The sequence below is a fragment of the Candidatus Omnitrophota bacterium genome, from assembly GCA_040755155.1.
In the GTDB taxonomy this organism is placed as follows: Bacteria; Hinthialibacterota; Hinthialibacteria; order Hinthialibacterales; family Hinthialibacteraceae; genus JBFMBP01.
The window spans coordinates 62,676-84,605 of sequence record JBFMBP010000032.1 but is presented as its reverse complement, the minus strand read 5'-3'; the positions used below and the strand labels follow the sequence as shown (position 1 = coordinate 84,605).

Genomic DNA, 21,930 nt, shown 5'->3' with positions numbered 1-21,930 from the left:
TTTTTGACCCATCGATATTTAAAGAATGGAGTAATTGATGGGTCAAACGACATGATCCATCCTACAGTTTTAATTTTTTTCTCAGGAGTAGTTATTAGATATTGACAAGGAAGGCTGTACTTCGCTTTTAGCCTACCCTGCATGATAGTTCACCTATTGAAAATGCGAAGTTTCGGGAAGTTGGAATATGGATCAAGCTGCCGAACAAAAGTATGTTCAAACGCTGAAAAAAGCGTCCGCCAAAATTAAAGAATTACTGGCGGAAAACGATTCGCTGAAAAAGAAGGAGCCGATCGCCGTCATCGGCGTTGGCTGCCGTTTTCCCGGCGATGCCAACTCTCCCGAAGCATTTTGGAATCTGTTAATTAATGGAGTGGACGCCGTCGCGGAGATTCCCCCGGATCGCTGGGATGTGGACGCTTATTACGATCCCAACGGCGACGCGCCGGGTAAAATGTATACCCGTTGCGGCGCGTTCTTGAAAAACGCCGATCGATTCGACGCCGCCTTTTTCGGCATCACGCCCCGCGAGGCGGAAGCCATCGATCCCCAGCAGCGGATTCTCTTGGAAGTCAGTTGGGAAACGCTGGAAAACGCGGGCGTCAATATCGCCAAACTGCGCGGCAGCCGCACCGGCGTTTTCCTCGGCCTTTCCAATTACGATTACATTCAAGCGCATATTCATTCCGGCGACGCCGCGCGCATCACGCCCTATTCCGGCAGCGGCGTCATGTTCAGCACCGCCGCCGGACGGCTGTCGTATACCTACGATTTTCGCGGACCGTGCCTAACGGTGGATACGGCTTGCTCATCCTCCCTCGTCTCGCTGCATCTGGCGATCCAAAGTTTATGGAGCGGCGAATCCGATTTGGCGCTGACCGGCGGCGTCAACCTTTTGCTCTCATTGGATAGTTTCATTGCTCTTGCCAAGGTCAATGCGCTTTCTCGCGATGGACGCTGCCGCACGTTCGATAACGCCGCTTCCGGCTATGGCCGCGGCGAAGGCTGCGGGTTGATTTTGCTCAAGCGCCTATCGGAAGCGCAGCGGGACGGCGACCGCCTACTCGCCGTCATCCGCGGCGCCGCCGTCAATCATGACGGGCGCAGCAACGGCCTGACGGCTCCCAACGGCCCCGCCCAGCGCGAAGCGATTCGTAAAGCGCTGGACGCAGCGGATCTATCTCCGAACGATGTCGATTATATCGAAGCCCACGGCACCGGCACCATTCTCGGCGATCCTATTGAGGTCAACGCGCTGAGCGAAGTTTTTCGCAAGGGACGGCCGCCGGAAAAGAAACTACTCATCGGCTCCGTGAAAACCAATATCGGCCATACGGAAGCATCCGCGGGCATTGCGGGCGTCATCAAAGTCATCCTCTCTCTACAACATAAAAAGATTCCCGCCAGTCTGCATTACCATACGCCAAACCAGCATATTCCTTGGAACGAAACGCCCATTAAAGTCGTCAGCGAGGCGATGGATTGGATCAAGACCGATGCGCCCCGCGTAGCGGGCGTCAGTTCGTTTGGATTAAGCGGCACTAACGCCCATGTTCTTATAGAGGAAGCGCCGGAATTTTCTCCTGCGGCAAACGTAAAAGCCGAACGCCCGCTGCATATTCTTCCTCTCTCGGCGCAAAACGATATCGCCTTGCAAGAACTGGGGGAACGCTATCGCCAATTCCTAAGCGAGGACGGCTCTCCTCTCGCCGATCTATGCCATACCGTCATAAACCGGGCGCATTTCACGCAGCGCCTGGCGTTGATTGGCGCTTCGAAAGAGGAAATGGCTCAAGCACTTGAGGCATATGGGAAGGGCGAAGCCGCGCCGAATCTAATACAAAGCCGCGAAAAGAGCGAACTGGGCGCGAAGGGAATTGCTTTTCTCTATACGGGCCAAGGCGCACAGTACGTCGGCATGGGCCGCGTATTATTCCAAACGCAGGCGGTGTTCCGCGAGGCGTTGGAGCGCTGCGACGCGCTGCTGCGAACGCAGTTCAAGCCTTCGCTTATCGATCTTCTCTACAGCGAAGCCGCCGAAGAAGTAGAAGCGTTGAATCAAACCGCCATTACCCAGCCTGCATTATTCGCCATTGAATATGCGCTGACGGAATTATGGAGTTCTTGGGGCATCACCCCCTCGGCAGTTGTGGGCCACAGCATCGGCGAATACGCTGCCGCTTGCGCTGCAGGCGTTTTTACGCTGGAGACGGGATTGCAACTGGCGGCGGAGCGGGGGCGGCTAATGCAAAGCCTGCCAGCAGGCGGAACGATGGCCGCCGTCTTCGCCTCGGAAGCGGCTGTACGCAACGCCATTAGCGCCTATGGCGAGCGAATTTCCATTGCGGCGGTAAATGGGCCTGAACGCATTACGATTTCCGGAGACGAGGATGCGATTCACGCGGTATTGGATCGATTCAAAAAAGAGCAAATCGAATCGCGCCCGCTGCGCGTATCTCACGCTTTCCACTCGCGCCGCATGGAGCCGATAGTAAAGGATTTTGCAGCGCAGGCGGCGAAGATGACATTTTCTCCCCCCCAAATTCCGTTCTATTCCACCGCGGCGGGTGGTTTGATTCCGCCGAAAGAAATCGCTTCGCCCTCCTATTGGAGCCAGCAAATTTTGCAGCCGGTGCTTTTTTATAACGCCATTCAATCTATGGTTGGCGACGGCTATATCCTGTTTTTAGAAATCGGCCCGATGGATGCGCTCACGGCGCTAGGACGCCAATGCGCGCCGGGAGACGATCGCTTATGGCTGCCGTCGCTGCGCAAAGGCGTGGACGACTGGCGGCGCATGTTAGCGAGTTTGGGTCTTTTGTACGTTCATGGAGCGGATATCGATTGGGAAGGATTCGACGCGCCCTACGCTTATCGGAAAGTTGTTCTTCCAAACTACCCCTTCCAACGAAAACGGTATTGGCTCGATCTATCTCCCATACGGGCGGAAAAAATTAACGCGGTTCATTGTCAGGAGGCAACCATCGAAGAGATGAAAGATTTGCAAGCGGCTTCATCGGCTATTGATAATAAACAAATAAGCTCTACCAGCATTGACGATGTTCGAAAAAGAGTATTGGTCGATTTGACGAAAATTCTGGCGGAAATCGGCGGCTTCGCTCCGCAAGACATCCAACCTCAGGACAATTTGATGGAAATGGGATTGGATTCGCTGATGCTGCTGAAAATGGGATTGGAGATCAAAAACCGCTACGGCGTCGAATTGCAGATGAGCCAATTTTTCCAAGAACTTATCAATCTCGACGATCTATCCGCTCATCTGGTTCAACATGGCGCCATCAAGGAAGCCGCCGCGCCGCCTCCACCAACGCCGCCCGCCTTCGAACCGTTGTCTATGCCCCCAACGCCGCCTGCTAATGTTCAGACCATTCCAACCACCGCTCTCAGCGGCGGAAACGCGCTGCTGCAACTCATGCAGCAGCAATTGCAATGCCTCTCGCAGATATCCGCCCAAAACGCGCAGATCGTTTCGGAACTGTTGCGCCAGCCATCTTCCATTTTAGCGCCGCCTGCGGGAGAGATTTCACCATTACCGAAAGCCTCCAGCACGCCATCTGTCGCCTCTAAAACGGAAGCAAAAAAAATGGGCAAGGGCGCGGAAAAATTCCGTTCGCTTAATCTCAAAAAAGGCAGCGCATTTACGCCGGAACAGCGGGCGTTCATCGACGGCGTTATCCGCCGCCATACAGAGCGCGCGAAAACCTCTAAAACCATGACGAGCCAATCCCGCTCGACGCTGGCGGATTGGAAGCATACGCTCTCTTATTGGGGCCAATTCAAAGAAGCGAAATTTCCCATCGTCTCCGCCCGCTCGCATGGCTCGCGATTTTGGGATGTGGACGGCAACGAGTATATCGATATCGCGATGGGCATGGGCGTGCATTTCTTCGGCCATACTCCCCCCTTCATCGTCGACGCTCTCACCCGCCAAATGGCGGAAGGCATGGAGCTAGGAACGCAATGCGATTTGACAGGCGAAGTCGCGCGGTTGATCTGCGAGTTGACGGGCATGGAGCGCGTTACATTCAGCAACACGGGCACGGAAGCCGTGATGGTGGCGCTGCGCCTGGCGCGGGCGGCGGCGCGGCGAAACAAAATAGTCCTCTTTAAAAATTCCTATCACGGCATCTTCGACGGCGTGCTAGCGGAAGAAGCGGACGGCGAAATCGCTCCCGTCGGCTTGGGTACGCCTCGCGGCATGATCGAAGACGTGATCGTTTTGGAATACGACGCGCCGGAATCGTTGGAATTCATCGCCGCTCATGCGCCGGAAATCGCCGCCGTGCTGGTGGAACCGGCGCAAAGCCGCAATCCCGATTTGCAACCGCAGGTGTTTCTGCGGCGGCTGCGGCGATTGACGCGGGAACGGGAGATCGCGCTCATTTTCGATGAAATGATTACCGGCTTCCGTATTCATCCCGGCGGCGCCCAGGCATGGTTCGGCGTACAAGCCGACATCGCAACTTACGGTAAGATTGTCGGCGGCGGGATGCCCATCGGCGTCATCGCAGGCAAGACGAAGTATCTCGATTACATCGACGGCGGCGCATGGGATTACGGCGACAACTCCGGCCCGCGTTCGGATATGATCTATTTCGGCGGCACCTTCGGACGCAATCCCATGACGATGGCGTCGGCCCGCGCCGCGCTTCTGAAACTGAAGGAAAGCGGCCCCGCCTTGCAGGAAGAAACCACGCGCCGCACGACGGCCTTCTGCGACGCTTTAAATTATTGGTGTGAAAAGGAGCGGATTCCTATGCGGGCAAAGCATTTCGCCTCGCAATGGCGCCTGGTTCCGCTGAGCGAATCCGATCATCTTCATCCCATCGAGATGGAGATACTTTATTTGTTATTGATGATTAATGGCGTTTATACATGGGAACGCCGGATTTGCTTCTTTTCGGCGGCGCATAGCGAAGAGGACATCGACCTCGTTTTGTGGAGCATCAAGGAAAGCATAGAGGAAATCCGCGCCGCTGGATTCGCCTTCGAAGCGCCGGAAGACGCGCCGCGCCGCTTCCTAGCGCCTTCCTCGACGCAGCGGCGGCTTTACGCGCTGAGCCAACGTCCCGGCGGCCAGTTCCCATACCATCTGCCGCAGTCCTTCTGGATCGACGGACCGCTCGATGTCGACAAATTGGAAGATTGTTTCGCCCAAATCATCCGCCGTTATGAAAGCCTGCGCGCTCGTTTTCTCGTCATTGACGGTGAATTGACCCAGCACATCGCCGACGAGCCGCGTTTCTCCGTCGAGCGCTACGAAGCAGATGAAGATGGCATCGGCGAAATCGAAAAACAATTTCTGCGCCCCTTCGATCTGGAGCAAGCGCCGCTGCTGCGCGTCGGCGTCGTTAAAATCCGGCCCGATCGTTATCTCTTGATGGCCGACGCCCACCACATCGCCGTCGATGGCATCTCCTTCAATATCATCGCCCGCGATTTGATGGCGCTTTATCAAGGGCTTTCACTGACGCCGATCAAACATTCCTACCGGGAATGTCTGCGCTTGATCGAAGAGGAGCAGAAATCGCAGAAGATCGCCAAACAGGAAGCCTTCTGGCGGGAACAGCTTGGCGGAACGCTTCCAGCGTTGAACTTACCTTCCGATTATCCCCGTCCTGCCGAGTTGTCATTCGAAGGCGATCATCTTTTGGCATTAGTAGACGCGCCTTTGCTGCGCCGATTGAAAACGCTGGCCAAGCAATCCGGCGCCTCGCTCTACATGCTGCTCTTGGCGGCTTATAACGTTCTGCTTTATAGGCTCACGGGCCAGGACGACATTCTCGTAGGCGGCCCCGCATCCGGACGCCAGCGCGCCGAATTGGCGGAAGCCGTAGGCATGTTCGTCAATACCGTGGTTTTGCGCTGCCATCCGCGCGGGGATGCGCCTTTCCGCGAATTTCTCGATTCCGTCAAGAACACCTGCGCCGCCGTCTACGACAACCAAGATTATCCCTTCGAAAAATTGGCGGAGTGGAATGCATCCCGCTCTCAAAGCCGCCATGCGCTATTCGACGCGATGTTGTCTTACGAAAACGCCGATTCGCGCGTCTTCACGATCAAAGACCTTACTTTCATGGCGCGAGAGATTCATCTTCCCGCTTCCATGTTCGATTTTAGTCTTGATATTGTTGAAGAGAGCGAAACGCTGCATCTCGATTTTCAATATTCCACTCGTCTCTTCAAGCGGGAGACAGCGGAACGCTGGCGCGGATATTTCTTGAAAATTTTGCAGGAAATCGCGGCTTCTCCCGATCGTCCTATCGGCGGCATGGATATTCTCACGCATGAAGAGCGCGATCAGCTGGCGCAGTGGAATAACACTAGCGCCGATTATCCCCAGAATAAGACGCTTGCCGATCTTTTCGAAGAACAAGTCCATCAGACGCCGGATCGTCCCGCCGTCGTTTTCGGCGGCGCCGTTCTTGCATATCGGGAATTGAATGCGCGGGCGAATCGAATCGCCAACGCCCTGCGCCAACAATACGGAGTCAAGCCGGGCGATCTCGTCGGCGTTCTGCTCGAACGCAGCGAATGGACGCCCGTCGCTCTGCTTGGCGTTTTAAAAGCAGGCGGCGCGTATGTTCCCCTCGATCCCGAATATCCGGCGGAGCGGCTTAATTTCATGATGGAAGACAGCGGCTGCCGCGTTCTCTTGACCAGCGGAACGCTAGCGCAAACGCTGGCGCCCGCTGTTCGGGAAAAAGCCGTCGATATCCATTCCTTCGCTTCCGCTGAAACCTCCAATCCAGCTCCGGCGGCTAAGCCGGATATGCCCGCCTACGTCATCTATACTTCAGGTTCGACGGGCAAGCCTAAAGGCTGCCTGATTACGCACCGCAACGTCGTACGATTGATGAAAAACAGCCGATTCGATTTCGATTTTCATGAAAACGACGTTTGGGCCATCGCTCATTCCTTCTGCTTCGATTTTTCCGTATGGGAAATGTATGGAGCGTTATTGTATGGAGGAAAAACGGTTGTCGTTCCAAAAGAAGTCGCGCGGGACAGCCACGCTTTTTTGGATTTCATCCAGCAAAATAAAATCACAGTTTTGAATCAGACGCCGGGCGCGTTCTACAACCTGATCGAAGCGGAACGGCGCCAAAAGACTCACAACCTCGGCGAACATCTGCGTTATGTCATCTTCGGCGGCGACCGGCTGGAACCGGCTTTTCTGCGCCCGTGGACGGAACTGTATCCCCTCGACAAAATCGCTCTTATCAATATGTACGGCATCACTGAAACCACGGTGCACGTTACTTATTATCCGATTCGATCGAGCGATATATCCGGCGCGGGCGGGCGCAGCCCCATCGGGCGCCCCATTCCCGAAACCACGCTCTATATTTGCGGCGAATTCATGAACCAACAGCCCATCGGCGTCGCGGGCGAAATCTACGTCGGCGGAACCGGCGTTTGCCAGGGCTGCCTCAACCGTCCGGAATTGACGAAAGAGCGTTTTCTCGCCAGCCCCTTCCGCAAGAACGAGCGGCTTTACCGGACGGGTGATCTGGGACGCAGGCTGGCTGACGGCGGCGTCGAGTATTTAGGCCGCAACGATCGACAAGTGCAAATCCGCGGCTTTCGCATCGAGTTGGAAGAGATCGGCCATCAGCTGTTGCAGCATCCCCGCATCGAAAAGGCTGTAGTCCTGGCGCATGAAGCCGAGAGCGGAGCGCAGGAACTGACGGCTTATTTCACCGCCGCCGAACCGTTGAACATCCAGACGCTGCGCCAGCATCTTTCGCAGACGCTGCCGGTTTATATGATTCCATCCTATTTCGTTCAGATGGAAACATTCCCTTTAACGGCTAACGGCAAGGTGGATCGAAAAGCGCTGCCTGCGCCTGATCGGCGAACCATCAATACGGGAACGGCCTACGCCGCTCCGCGAAATCCAATCGAAGCCAAACTGGCGCAAGCGTGGAAAGAAGTTCTCGGCGCGTCCAGCGTGGGGATTTACGACGATTATTTCGCTTTGGGCGGCGATTCCATCAAAGCCATTCAAGTCGTCAGCCGCTTATACCAGGTGGGCCTGAAAGTGGAGATGAGCCAACTCTTCCAAGCGCGGACCATCGCCGTCCTCGCCGGGCAAGCGAAAGAAATCACACGCGCGGCCAACCAGAGCGCGGCGGTCGGCGAGGCGAGACTGACGCCGATTCAACGTTGGTTCTTTAAGGAGCATTTCTCCGATCGCCATCATTTCAATCATGCCGCCTTATGGCGAGCGCAAGAGCAGCTCGACGAAGCGGCGCTGCGGCAAGCGTTAGCCGCCATTCAGGAACATCACGACGCCTTGCGTATGCGCTATCGCTTTCAGAGAGACGATATTATCCAAGAAGTGAATGGTCTTTCCCATCCGCTTCATTTCGAAACGGCGGACTTGCGCCAAAACAAAGACGGCGCGGCGGCGTTGACAGCTCGCGCCGAGGAAATGCAGAAATCGTTTAATCTGGAAACCGGCCCCTTGATGAAAGCGGCGCTGTTCCGGCTGGAAGACGGCGACCGGCTGCTGTTGCTGTTCCACCATTTGGTTATCGACGGCGTATCCTGGCGCATCCTTATGGAAGACCTGGAATCCGCTTACCGGCAAGCGCAGGAAGGAAAAACCATTCATCTGCCCGCTAAAACGTCGTCGTTTATCCAATGGGGCGATGCTCTTGATGTTTACGCCGGCAGCGATTCGCTATTGGCGGGAAAATCCTATTGGCGGGAAATTGAATCCACCGCTTGGGACGCTATCCCCCGTGATTTTGACGCCGCCGATAATCTGTATCGAGACGAAGATGTACTTCATGCAGAACTAACCGCGCAAGAAACGGAGGATTTGCTCAAGCGCGCCAGTCATGCCTATCGCACGGAGATCAACGATCTGTTGCTGACGGCGCTAAGCCGCGCGCTCAAGAATTGGAGCGGCGGCGGACGCTTTCGCCTGCTGCTCGAAGGGCATGGACGCGAATCTGTGGCCGAAGGCATCGATGCGAGCCGAACCGTGGGATGGTTTACTAGCCTTTATCCCGCCATCTTGGATATATCCGGCGCTAACGATCTACCACTTCAAATTAAGACCATTAAAGAAACGCTGCGCCGGATTCCCAAGAAGGGCGTCGGCTATGGAATATTGAAATATCTTACGCTAGCGGAGTTGAAAGAAGATTTGGCGTTCGGTCTGGCGCCGGAAATCGCTTTCAATTATTTGGGTAGTTTCGACGCCGGGCCTAATCGCCTTTTCTCTTTGGCGAAGGAATCAACAAGCCATTCTTGCGGAGATCAGGTCGAACGCGCTCACCTATTGGAAATAGAAGGCGCCGTTTTCGATGGGCGTTTGCAACTAGCCATTCATTACAACCGCCGCATCCATCGCCAGGAAACCATCCAACATTTTCTGGATAATTATCAAAACGAGCTGCGGCGCGTCATCGATTATTGCCGGGATCGAATTCATGATGAGATTACTCCCAGCGATTTGCATTATTGCGAATTGAATTTGGACGAATTCGATTCATTATTGCGCTCCATCGGCGCGGCGGCGCATGAAGTGGAAGACATTCTGCCTCTCTCCACGATGCAGGAAGGGATGCTGTATCATTCGCTGGCCGAAGAAAATTCCAATTCCTATTTCGAACAATTCGCCTATCGCCTGCGCGGCGATTTGGACCGCGGCCTCTTTGAATCTGCATGGAACGAATTAGTAAGGCGCCATGCGATTCTGCGCGTTTCCTTTGTTTATAAACAAGTCAAACGCCCCTTGCAGATCGTGTGGAAAAAACGCGACGCCGAGTTTCATTACCAAGACCTGCGCCATCTGCCCGCCGCCGAACGCGAGGCGCGCGTCGAATACTACTGCCAAGAGGATCGCCGCCGTCCCTTCGATTTAACCCGCTGCGTCCTCATGCGTATCGCGCTGCTGCAAATAGAAGACAAAACCTTCGAGGTAGTCTGGAGCCATCATCACATCATCCTCGACGGCTGGTCTCTGGGCGTATTGCAGGAGGATTTCGCGTCCATCTATCAAGCCTTGCGAACGAAACAGCCGCTTGCGCTCGCTCCAGCGCCTTCTTATGGCGATTACATCGACTGGCTGGAACAGCGGGACAAAGACGCCGCGCGCCGTTTTTGGGACGCCTATCTGGAAGGCTACGACGCGCTCGCCGTTCCTTTGGGCAGGATAGCAGGGACGTTTGCGGAATACGCTTTGGAAGAACGTCCCTTTTCGCTTTCTAAAGAGACCTGCGCCGGACTGAACGCACTGGCGGCGCGATTGGGCGCGACCTTGAATTCAGTCATACAGACTTTGTGGGGAATTTTGTTAGGACGTTATTCCGGGAAACGCGACGTTGTCTTCGGCGCCGTGGTTTCCGGACGTCCGGCGGAAGTGAATGGCGTGGAGAATATGGTAGGCTTGTTTCTCCATTCCTTGCCGGTGCGCATTCGAATAGACGACCATCAAACTTTTGCCGAATTGGCGCAAAACGTCCAACGCCGGGCGGCGGAATGCGAGCCGCATCATTATTATCCGCTAGTGGAAATTCAGACGCGTTCGCCGTTGAAACATGACCTGCTGAATCATTTGCTGGTCTTCGAGAATTTTCCCCTGGCGCAAAAACTGCAGGATGGATCGGCTCATTCTTCCCTTGGCTTTATCGTCGAAAATGTTCGCGGCGTTGAGCAGATGCACTACGATTTCGGCATCGTCATTCATCCGGGTGAAGAAACCGAAATCAAGTTTACCTATAACGCCAACGCCTATGATCGGCGACAGATCGAAAATATGGAAAACCATTTCCGCTCGCTCGTCGCCGCCGTTTTGCAAAATGAAAATATTCTTTTCGATGAAATAGAAATTTTAAGCGAAAGAGAAAAACTAAGCGCCGATGATATTTCAACGCCATCCGCTGCTTCCTATCGCGCCGATGCGACGGTATTGGATTTATTCGAAGAACAAGCGCGCCGAACGCCGGATGCCATCGCCGCCGATGGCGCTGGGAAGGAAATTTCTTACCGCGAACTGAATCGCCGCGCCAATATTCTCGCCCGCGCTCTGCGCGAACGAGGCGTCCAGCGCGGCGTTTTGGTTGGCGTCTATCAGCGCAACAGCATCAATTATCTCGTCAGCATTCTCGCCGCGCAAAAGGCGGGCGGCGTCTTTGTTCCTCTCGACGTGGACAGCCCCATCAAGCGGCTGGAAACGATTCTCAATAAAATCGAACCGGCGATCCTTATTACCAGCGAAGCGTGGAAATCGTCCCTGGACACCGCCCTATCCGCTATTCAACTCCAATCCCCGCCGCAAGGGATTTTTATCGCGGGTGAAGACGGCGCTTTTGATTATGAACGCTGGGGAGAGAATAGCCGCGCCGCCGTTACGAGCGGCAAAGCGGACGAAAATCTGGAAGATCGCCCCGTTCCCGGCGATAGCCTGTACGTCATTTTTACCTCCGGCTCCACCGGCGAACCGAAAGCCATTCTTAGCAGCCATGAAGGATTAAGCCATTTTATTCAATGGGAGATTTCCGAGTTTGGATTCGACGCTTCCGTCCGCGCTAGCAACCTGGCGCTGACGACGTTCGACGTCAGCCTGCGCGATATCTTCGTTCCGCTTCTATCCGGCGGAATCGTCTGCATTCCCGATCATGAGTTGCGGGGAAACGCTTCTCTGCTGTTGCGCTGGCTGGACGAAAAACAAGTCTCGCTGATGCACATCGTACCCAGCATCTTTCGTATGCTGCTCAATGAAATCGAAGCGCGCGGCGAGCGCAAAAAAATCCTCTCCGCCATGCGCTTTGTGATTCTGGCGGGAGAAGCGCTGTTAGGCAAAGACGTATTGCGCGGGCGGGAGTGTTTAGGCGATCAAACGCAATTCGTCAATCTATACGGACCGTCCGAAACCACGCTGGCGAAAATTTTCAACCGCCTCGACGGCCCCATCGGCGATCCCAATAAAATCATCCCCATCGGCAAGCCGATCCAGGGCGCAAATGTTTTTATTCTCAAAGAGAAAAAAACGGCGGCGGCGGGCGCCATCGGCGAAATCTGCATTCAGCCGCCTTTCCGCTGCCAGGGTTATTTCCGTGATCCGGCCATGACGGTGGAGCGTTTCGTTCATAATCCATTATCGGACAATCCCGACGACATCATTTACCGCACCGGCGATTTAGGCCGCTTTCTTCCTGATGGCGCCATCGATTTCATCGGGCGCGTCGACCGCCAAGTCAAAATCAACGGAGTGCGCGTGGAATTGGCGGAGATCGACCGCGCCGTGCTCGCTTCGCCGGAAATCGACCAAACCCTCGCCGCCGTCCACAAACGCGCGGACGGCCAGGAAGCGCTCGCTTGCTACTACACGGAAAAAACTCCCATCGACGGCGCCGTTCTGCGCGAGCGATTGCGCGATTACCTGCCGCCCGCGATGATACCCAGTTTCTTCGTGCGTATGGATGCTTTCCCGCTCAACGTGAACGGCAAGATTGACCGTCGCGCTTTGCCCAAACCGGAAGAACTGATTTACGACCGCATCGCTTACGAACCGCCCGCCGGCGAGACGGAAGAGAAATTGGCGGCGATATGGCGCGAGACGTTAGGATTGGAGCGTGTGGGCGTCAATTCCCCCTTCCTGGAAATCGGCGGCAACTCATTAAACGCCATCCGCATCCTATCCTGGATCCACCGCGATTTCGGAGTCGACGTCAGCATCCGCCTCTTCTTCGAACGCTCTACGATCCGTCAGCTGGCGGAATATATTCGGACGGCGCAGAAGCGGGATTACGCCGCTATTGAGCCGCTGCCGCCCCGCCCCGATTACGCCGTTTCTCACGCCCAGCGGCGCTTGTGGATTCTAAGTCAATTGGAAGTAGCTTCCGAAGCCTACAGCCTGCCCACAGCGCTGTTATTAGAAGGATCGTTCAACGTTATAGCGTTGCGAAAAGCGCTGGAAACCATCGTGAAGCGCCACGAATCGCTGCGTACGACTTTCGCTTCCATCGCGGGCGAACCGCGGCAGATTATCCATGACGATATCGGCTTTCAAGTGGAACTCATCGATGTCAGCGGCGAATCCCAATCCGAAGAGAAAGCGAAGAAATTGGCGCGCCAAGACGCGGTGCAGCGTTTCGATTTGACGCGCGGGCCGTTGCTGCGAGCCAAGCTGGTCAAACTCGGCGAGCATCGCCATATATTGCTCGTTAACATCCATCACATCGTCTTCGACGGCTGGTCGGCGTCCGTAATAGTGAACGAACTGCTGACGCTATATCAGGCTTTCGCCAAAAACGAAGAGAATCCTCTTGCGCCCTTGAAAATCCACTATAAAGATTACGCCGCCTGGCAGAACGCCTTGCTGACCAGCGAGGCCATACAGCCGCATCGCGAATATTGGCGCCAACAATTTACTCCCGAACCGCCGCCGTTGAATCTTCCCACTGACCGCCCGCGTCCGGCGATTCAAACCTTTAACGGCGATAAGGTGGTTTGCGCTTGGGATAAAGATTTTGCGTCGATGCTGCGGCGCTTCGCTCGCGAGCATGGGGGCAGCCTCTTCATGACGCTGACGGCCTTGGTGAAAACGCTCTTCTATCGTTATTCGGGACAGGAAGACATAATCATCGGCAGTCCCATCGCGGGGCGGGATCATGCGGATTTGGAGAATCAAATTGGTTTCTACGTCAATACGCTGGCGCTGCGCGACCGGCTGAAGGGAAGCGATTCCTTCGCGCAAACCTTCGAGAAAATCAAGCGCACGGCGGAAGAAGCCTTGGAGCATCGCGCTTATCCCTTCGACCGGCTGGTGGACGATCTGGGTCTGGAACGCGATATGAGCCGACCGCCGCTCTTCGAAGTCATGTTGATCTTGCAAGATAAAAATCAACGCGAATTCGAATTGGAAGGCGTGAAGATCGGCGATTTTATCGACGTATTCCAAGTCAGCAAATTCGCCATCTCCTTCGAATTCGTAGAAAAAAATAACGGCGAAATGCTTCTCAACCTTGAATACAATACCGATCTATTCGACCGCGGCCGGATGGAACGCATGGCGCAGCATCTCGCCGAGTTAGCGAAGAACGCCGTCGCCGATCCTTCGCAATCCATCAACAAAATCAATATTCTTCCGGAATGGGAGCGCCGCCAGGTTTTGACGGAATTCAACGACTGCATCGCTCCTTACCCGCAAGAGAAAACTATCGCCGCCCAGTTCGAGGAGATCGCCGCCGCCGCGCCGGACCGGCTGGCGGTCATTTGCGAAGAGGCGCAACTTACATACGCTGAATTGAACGAGCGGGCGAACAAACTGGCCCATCGCCTGCGCGAAGATTACGGCATAGGTCCCGACAAGCTCGCCGCCGTCCTGCTCGACCGCAGCGAATGGACGCCCATCGTTTTTCTGGGCATCGTAAAAGCGGGCGGCGCCTATCTTCCCATTGATCCGAGTTATCCCCGCGACCGCATCGACTATATGCTTTCCGATTCCCAATGCTCCGTCGTTTTGACGGACGAGAAGCATCGGAAAATGTTTGGCGAAACGCTCAAGAACGCCGCTGATATCTGCGCGCTGCAAGACGGTTCGCCCGCCAATCCCATCTCCGCAGCCAAGGCGGACAACCTGGCGTACGTCATATACACATCAGGCTCCACAGGGCGGCCCAAAGGCGTCATGCTGGAGCATTCGGGTGCGCTCAACCTGGCCGCCTGGCATAAGAGCGGACTCGGCGTAACGGCGCAGGATCGCGTTCTTCAATTCGCTCCGTCTTCGTTCGACGCTTCCGTTTGGGAGATGCTGATGGCGTTGTTGCAAGGCGCCTGTCTGGTCGTCGCCGGACGCGAGCGCGTCGACGATTACCGCCGCTTCGCCGATTATATAAATGAAAAACAAGTAACCATCGCCACGCTGCCGCCCTCCTACGCCGCCGAGTTGAAAGCGGAGGATTTACCTTCCTTGAGACTATTGGTCTCCGCGGGTGAGGCGGCGCGGGTGGACGACGCTCTCGCTTTCGCCCAATGCTTGCGCTTCGTCAACGCATATGGACCGACGGAATCGACCGTATGCGCCACGGCGCACGAAGTGGATGCCCTGCGGATATACAACGGCGCCATTCCTATCGGAAAGCCGATATCCAATTTCGAAATTCTTATATTGGACGAGTATAAGAATCCCGCGCCTATCGGCGTGCCCGGCGAAATCGGCATCGGCGGCGCGGGGTTGGCGCGGGGCTATCTCCGCCGCGACGACCTGACGGCGTCTGCTTTCATCTCCCATCCCTTTAAGCCAGGCCGCCGCCTCTATCTCACGGGCGATCTGGGCTATTGGCTGCCCGGCGGCGAAGTGGTTTATATGGGACGCCGCGACGATCAGGTGAAAGTGCGCGGATTCCGCATCGAATGCGGCGAGATCGAACACCATTTGCTGCAACATCCTAAAATCAACGGCGCCGCCGTCGTCGTCCGCGATGCGGCGGACGGAGCGAAGGAACTGATCGGCTATATCGCCGCCAGCGAAGTACTGGACGCCGCCGCGTTGAAAGACTATCTCGCAAAGACGCTTCCCGATTATATGATTCCCACCCGCTGGGCGCAGCTGGACGCCATGCCGCTGTCGCCGAGCGGCAAAGTGGACCGCAAAGCGCTCCCCGCGCCCGAAGCCTTCGCTCTTGGCTCCAAAACCGAATACGCCGCGCCGCGCAACGAGACCGAAGCGGTTATGGCCAAAATCTGGCAGGACGTCTTAGGCCGAAAAACCGTGGGGATTCACGAGCGGTTTTTCGAAATCGGCGGCGATTCCATCAAAGCCATTCAAACTGTCAGCCGCTTGCGCCAGGCGGGCGTCGCCCTCGAGATGAAGGATTTGTTCCAATCGCCGACGATCGCCGCTCTGGCGGGCAAAACAAGAGCCGCGAAGAAAGAAGTCATGCAGGAAGCGGCGGCGGGCGCGGTTGCTTTGACGCCTATTCAACATTGGTTCTTCGAAGAAAGGCGGAAAGATTTGCATCATTTCAACCATTCCGCTTTGCTGAAAGCCAAAGATCGTTTCGACGAATCCGCTTTGAAATTGGCTTTGGAAGCGCTGCAAAACCATCATGACGCCCTGCGGATGCGTTTCCATATTCAACATGACAAGATCGTTCAGGAATACGCCCCGCTTCCCGTCCCATTATCCTTCGAAACCATCGACATGCGAAAAGCCAAGGACGGTAAAAGAGATTTTCTCGCTTGCGCCGAGACGATGCAGCGCAGCCTCAATCTAGAAAAAGGCCCTCTGATGAAAACGGCCTTATGCCGTTTGAAAGACGGCGACCGGCTGTTGATCGTCATTCATCATCTTGTCGTGGACATCGTCTCTTGGGGCGTGTTGTTCGAAGACCTGGCTACGGCTTACCGGCAGACGCTCGCCGGGCGAGAAATCCGCTTACCCATGAAGACGGACTCGTTCAAGCAATGGTCCGAAGCGCTGCGGAAATTCAGCGAAACGCCAAGCCTGCTGCGGGAACTGGACTATTGGACCAAAACCGCTGCCGCCGAAACTGCGCCTATTCCCGTAGATTTTCCCATCAGCGTTAACCGTTACGGCGATTCGGAGACGGTCGGTTTGACGCTATCTTCCGCCGCAACGAACGATTGGCTCGCCAAAACCAACCATGCCTTCAAAACGGAAACCTCCGACCTTTTGCTGACAGCGTTGGCCCGCGCCTTGAAGCGTTGGCATGGCGGAAACCGCTGCCTGATTATGCTGGAAGGGCATGGCCGGGAAACCGCCGTCCCAGGCGTAGATGTCAGCCACACCGCCGGGTGGTTTACCAGCCTATATCCCGTCGTATTGGAACTGCGCGGGAAAAACGACATTGGCGGCCAAATTAAAGAAATCAAGGAAACCCTGCGGCGCATTCCCAATAAAGGCATCGGTTATGGCGCGTTGCGCTACCTGACGCCACCCGAACGTCTGGGCGGCGCTTCTCTCCTTATCCATGGAGAAATCGGCTTCAATTATCTGGGACGCATCGACGAAAAGCAAAAAGACGGAACTTTCGCTCTCTCCCAAGAACCATGCGGAAGCGTAGCGGGCAAGAATCTTGAGCGAAGCCATTTGCTGGATGTCGGATGTATGATCCAAAACGATCGATTGGAAATAACGATTCTGTTCAACCGCGCCATTCACCGCCGCCAAACGATCGAACAGTTTCTCGAACATTACGCCGCCGAATTGAATGAAATCGTCGCTTATTGCCAATCCCGGCAAACGGCGGAGATCACTCCCAGCGACGTTTCGCGCGTCAAGATGGATTTGAACGAATTCGAGGACATCTTCCAAGATGAGTAATCAACCGGGCGCCGTATCCAAAAAAAATCTGCAAAACATTTATCCCCTGCTGCCCATGCAGGAGGGGATGCTTTTTCACGCTCTCTACGAACCCAAATCCTGGGCTTATTTCGAACAGACCGCCTATCGCCTCCGCGGCGATTTCGAGGCGAAGCGTTGCGAAGCCGCCTGGAAATTCTTGTCGGAGCGGCATGAAATTCTGCGATCGGCCTTCGTTCACGAAGGCGCATCCCAACCTCTCCATCTCATTCTCAAAGAGAGATCCGCCGAATTCGCTTATAAAGACTTACGTTCGCTCGATGCGAAGGCGCAGCAGGATTTTTTAAAAAATTACAAAGAAGAAGATAGAAACCGGGGCTTCGATCTGCGCCACGACGTCCTTATGCGCATATCCATACTTCAACTTGGCGATTCTCTCTACGAAATGATCTGGAGCCATCCGCATATTTTGATCGACGGCTGGTCCGGCGGCATTCTGCAAGCGGAATTTTTGGAAATTTACCAAGCGTTGAAAGAAAACCGGCCTCCCCATCTGCTGGAACCGGTATCCTGTGGCGAATATCTGGATTGGATTGAATCGCGGGATCGGGAAGCGGCGCGCGCCTATTGGCGGGATTATTTATCCGGTTACGAATCTCTCGCCTCTCCATTAGGAGCGAACGCCGCCAAACGGAAGGAAGGCTACGCCGTTGAAGAATACGATTTCCGCCTGGACGCCGAAACCAGCGCCGCCTTGAACCGGTTGGCGGCGCAGAACGGCGCGACGCTGAACACGGCGATGCAATGCCTCTGGGGTGTTTTGCTTAGCCGTTACAACGGGGCGGACGACGTCGTCTTCGGAGCCGTGGCTTCTGGACGTCCAGCGGACGTTAACGGCGTCGAGCGATTGGTGGGATTGTTCATCAATACGATCCCCGTCCGCATCCGATTGCATGACGATCTTTCTTTCATGGATTTGATGAAGCAAATCCAAATCGCTTCGACGGAAAGCGCTCCTTACGATTTCTTTCCCTTCGCCGAAATTCAAGCCGAATCGCCCCTCAAGCATGGACTGCTTGATCATCTATTAGTTTTCGAAAACTATCCGATCGATTCCAAACTGCAGGAAATAACGGAGGACTCCGGGCTGGGCTTCAAAGTGGAAGGCATCCGGACGTTCGAACAAGTTCATTACAATTTCGGCCTTCTGGTTCATCCCGGCGCGGAAATAGAAATCAAATTCAATTACAATGGAAACGCTTATTCGCGCCGTCAGGTTGAGCGCATGGCGGGACATCTTCGCGCTATCGCCAGTGGCGTTATTTGCGGCGGCGGCATTCCTCTGAAACTACTGGGCATTCTCGCGGAGACGGAAAAACGGCGAATTCTTTATGATTTTAACAGCCCCACGGTTCCCATCTCCGAAGAAAAGACGCTGATTGATCTCTGGGAAGAACAGGCAGAAAAAACGCCGGATCATGTTGCAGTATTCTTTCAGGAAATCCGTCTCACTTATCGCGAATTGAACGAACGCGCTAACCGCATCGCCCATTATTTGCGCCAACATTACTCCATTCAACCCGACGACCGCATCGGAGTCTTTCTGGAACGAAGCGATTGGGCGATCGCAGCGCTGTTGGGCGCCATGAAGGCGGGCGGCGCCTATACTCCCATCGATCCCGCCTATCCCGAAGCGCGAATCCAATTCATTCTGCAAGACTGCGGTTGCCGGGTTGCGCTTGCGGACGCCGCCTCAACCAAGAGAATCGAAGCCATTCTTCCCGGATTGTCATTGAATATCCAAACCATCGCCGATGGACCATCCGAGAATCCTTCAAAATTCTGCGCCAGCCGCCATCTCGCTTACGTAATCTATACATCCGGCTCGACGGGAACGCCCAAAGGCGTGATGGTGGAACATCGCGGCTTTGTCAATATGATCCTCGAGCAGATTCGCGGCTTCGGCGTAACGCCTCAAGACCGCGTTCTGCAATTCGCCTCTTGTTCCTTCGACGCTTCCCTTTCCGAAATATTTATGGCCTTGCTATCGGGCGCCGCTTTGATCTTGGCGAGCGAAGAGACCATCCGCGATGGACATGCGCTGCGAGCTTATATGATGCGTCATGGCGCGACCGTGGTTACATTTCCCCCCTCCTATCTTCGCGCTTTGGAGCAGGCGGATTTCCCCGGCTTGCGCGTCATGATTACGGCGGGCGAGGCGGCTTATGCGGAAGACGCGCTCCATTACGCAAAAAACCTGCGTTATTTCAACGCCTACGGTCCGACGGAAGCCACGGTGTGCGCCGCCTACCAGGAAATCAAGCCGGGCGATTCGTTTCCCGGCGCCATTCCCATCGGCAAACCGATAGTCAACACCCGCATCCGTATTCTGGATCGCGCGCTCCAACCGCTTCCCATCGGCGCGCCGGGAGAGATTTGCCTAGCAGGCGCAGGTTTGGCGCGCGGTTATTTGAATCGCCCGGAACAGACGGATGAGAAATTCATCCCCAGCCCTTTCCAGGAAGACGGTCGGCTCTACCGCACCGGCGATATCGGCCGCTGGCTGGAGGACGGAAGCATCGAATTTCTAGGCCGCGAAGACGATCAAATGAAAATTCACGGCTGCCGCATCGAACTTGGGGAAATCGAAAATCGCCTGCGCGCCTATCCCGGCGTGCAACAAACAACGGTTATAGCGTTGGCGGGAAAAGATGGAACCCAGGAATTGGCGGCTTACTTCTCCGCCGGAAACGAATGCGATTCCTTGGAACTGCGCCGCCATTTATTCAGCGTCTTGCCCTTTTACATGGTTCCTAAATATATCGTTCGCTTGGACGAATTGCCTCTGACGCCCAATCGAAAAATCGATAAAAAATCATTGCCTTCGCCGCAATCGAAAAGCGGCGGCGACAATTATGTTCCTCCGAAAACGAAAATGGAAATCGAAATCGCCAGAGTCTGGCAAGAAGCGCTAGGAAAGGATAAAGTAGGCGTTCACGATTCCTTTTTCGATCTAGGCGGCGATTCCATCAAAGCCATTCAGGTTGCCAGCCGTCTGCATAAGGCGGGCATTCGTCTTTCCTTACGGGATTTGTTCGAATGGAAAACCATCGCGGGGCTATGCAAAAAACTGAATCATAACCAACGCTCCGCCGTTCATGAGACCGCGGCGGGCATCGTTGAACTGACTCCCATACAACGTTGGTTCTTCGAGGAACACTCTACCAACCTCCATCATTTCAATCATACTGTTTGGCTGTGGGCGAAAGATCGTCTGCCGGAAGAGGCGCTGCGAACCGCCCTGCAAGCGATCCAAAATCATCACGATGCGTTGCGAATGCGCTACCGTTTCACGCCCTCCGGCGTAATTCAGAAAATGGCCGGCGACCCGCTTCCCATCCAATTTTCAGTCATGGATTTCCGCCGCGAGAACGACGGCGCCCAAGCCATGATCCGCCATGCGGCATGCCTGCAGGATGGATTCGATTTGAAAACCGGCCCCTTGATGAAATCCGTCCTCTATCGATTGAAAACGAATGATTATCTCTTGCTGACAGTTCATCATCTGGCCGTGGACGCCGTTTCCTGGCGTTTTCTCCTCGAAGACCTGACGGATAGCTTGAAACAAGCGATGAACGGAGTTGCTCCGGTTCTACCTGTTAAAACGGCTTCCTATCAACAATGGTCGGAAGCTCTGCGCCAATATAGCGTCCGCACCGATCTACTCGCGCAAAAATCTTACTGGATGGAAGTGGATTCGGCGGATGCGGTCTCGATTCCTCGCGATTTTCCAGAGAGCGAGAATCGTTATGGCGACGTGAAATCGATGCGCCTGGAACTCTCGCTGGATGATGCGGATCGGTTGCAACAAACCGCCAGTCTCAACCAAAACGCGGACGCGATCGCTATATTGTTGACGGCTTTAGCCCGCGCCTTAAACCGTTGGCGCCCAGGAAAACGCTTTAGGATTGCGCTTACGGGCCATGGACGGGAAGAGATTGAAAAAGGTCTCGATATCAGCCGGACAGTGGGTTGGTTTACCAGCCATTATCCCGTCTTGCTGGATTTGCCTATCAAGAAAGATATCGAAGAACAACTTATTTTTATCCAGAAGATGCTGCAATCCATTCCCGATAAGGGGATCGGATATGGCGTTCTGAAATATCTCACGCCGGAAACGTTGGAAAAAGAAATTTGCTTCTTCCCTCCTCCCGATATTTTGTTCAATTATATGGGCCGAGTGGATGGTTTATTTCAAAATAACGGCGTTTTCACTCTCGCCGAAGAATTCGACGCCGCCTCTATCGCCCCGGAATTGGAGCGCCGCCATTTATTGGAAATGGACGGCATGACGCTTCATAACAGCCTTATTTTCCATGTTGGATACAACAGGAAAATTCACCGGCGCGAAACGATCGAACGGTTCCTTGGCGAGTTCGAGAATGAATTGAAAACATTAGCGCACATTGAGCATTCGTTCATTGAACGATGACATAGAGATTCGCGCAATATCAAAATTGTATGCTGGCTCGAATATTCTTCTGCCTTATTAACTATACAAGGAATAGCAAATATGTTATATTGAAAAAAGTCGTACTAATATAAAATTTTATAAAAACGGC

Annotated in this window: 2 protein-coding genes; both read left to right on the top strand. The window is 54.7% G+C overall.

Annotated features, from left to right (window positions below; translation table 11 throughout):
- Positions 1-187 precede the first annotated feature (187 nt).
- Positions 188-17,329, top strand: coding sequence for an amino acid adenylation domain-containing protein (locus AB1656_03930; GenBank protein ID MEW6234512.1), 17,142 nt, complete (start codon positions 188-190; stop codon positions 17,327-17,329).
- On the top strand, positions 17,322-21,800 hold the full coding sequence (locus tag AB1656_03925; protein ID MEW6234511.1) for an amino acid adenylation domain-containing protein: 4,479 nt from the start codon (positions 17,322-17,324) through the stop codon (positions 21,798-21,800). Before AB1656_03930 ends, AB1656_03925 begins: the two co-directional genes overlap by 8 nt.
- Positions 21,801-21,930: the final 130 nt, after the last annotated feature.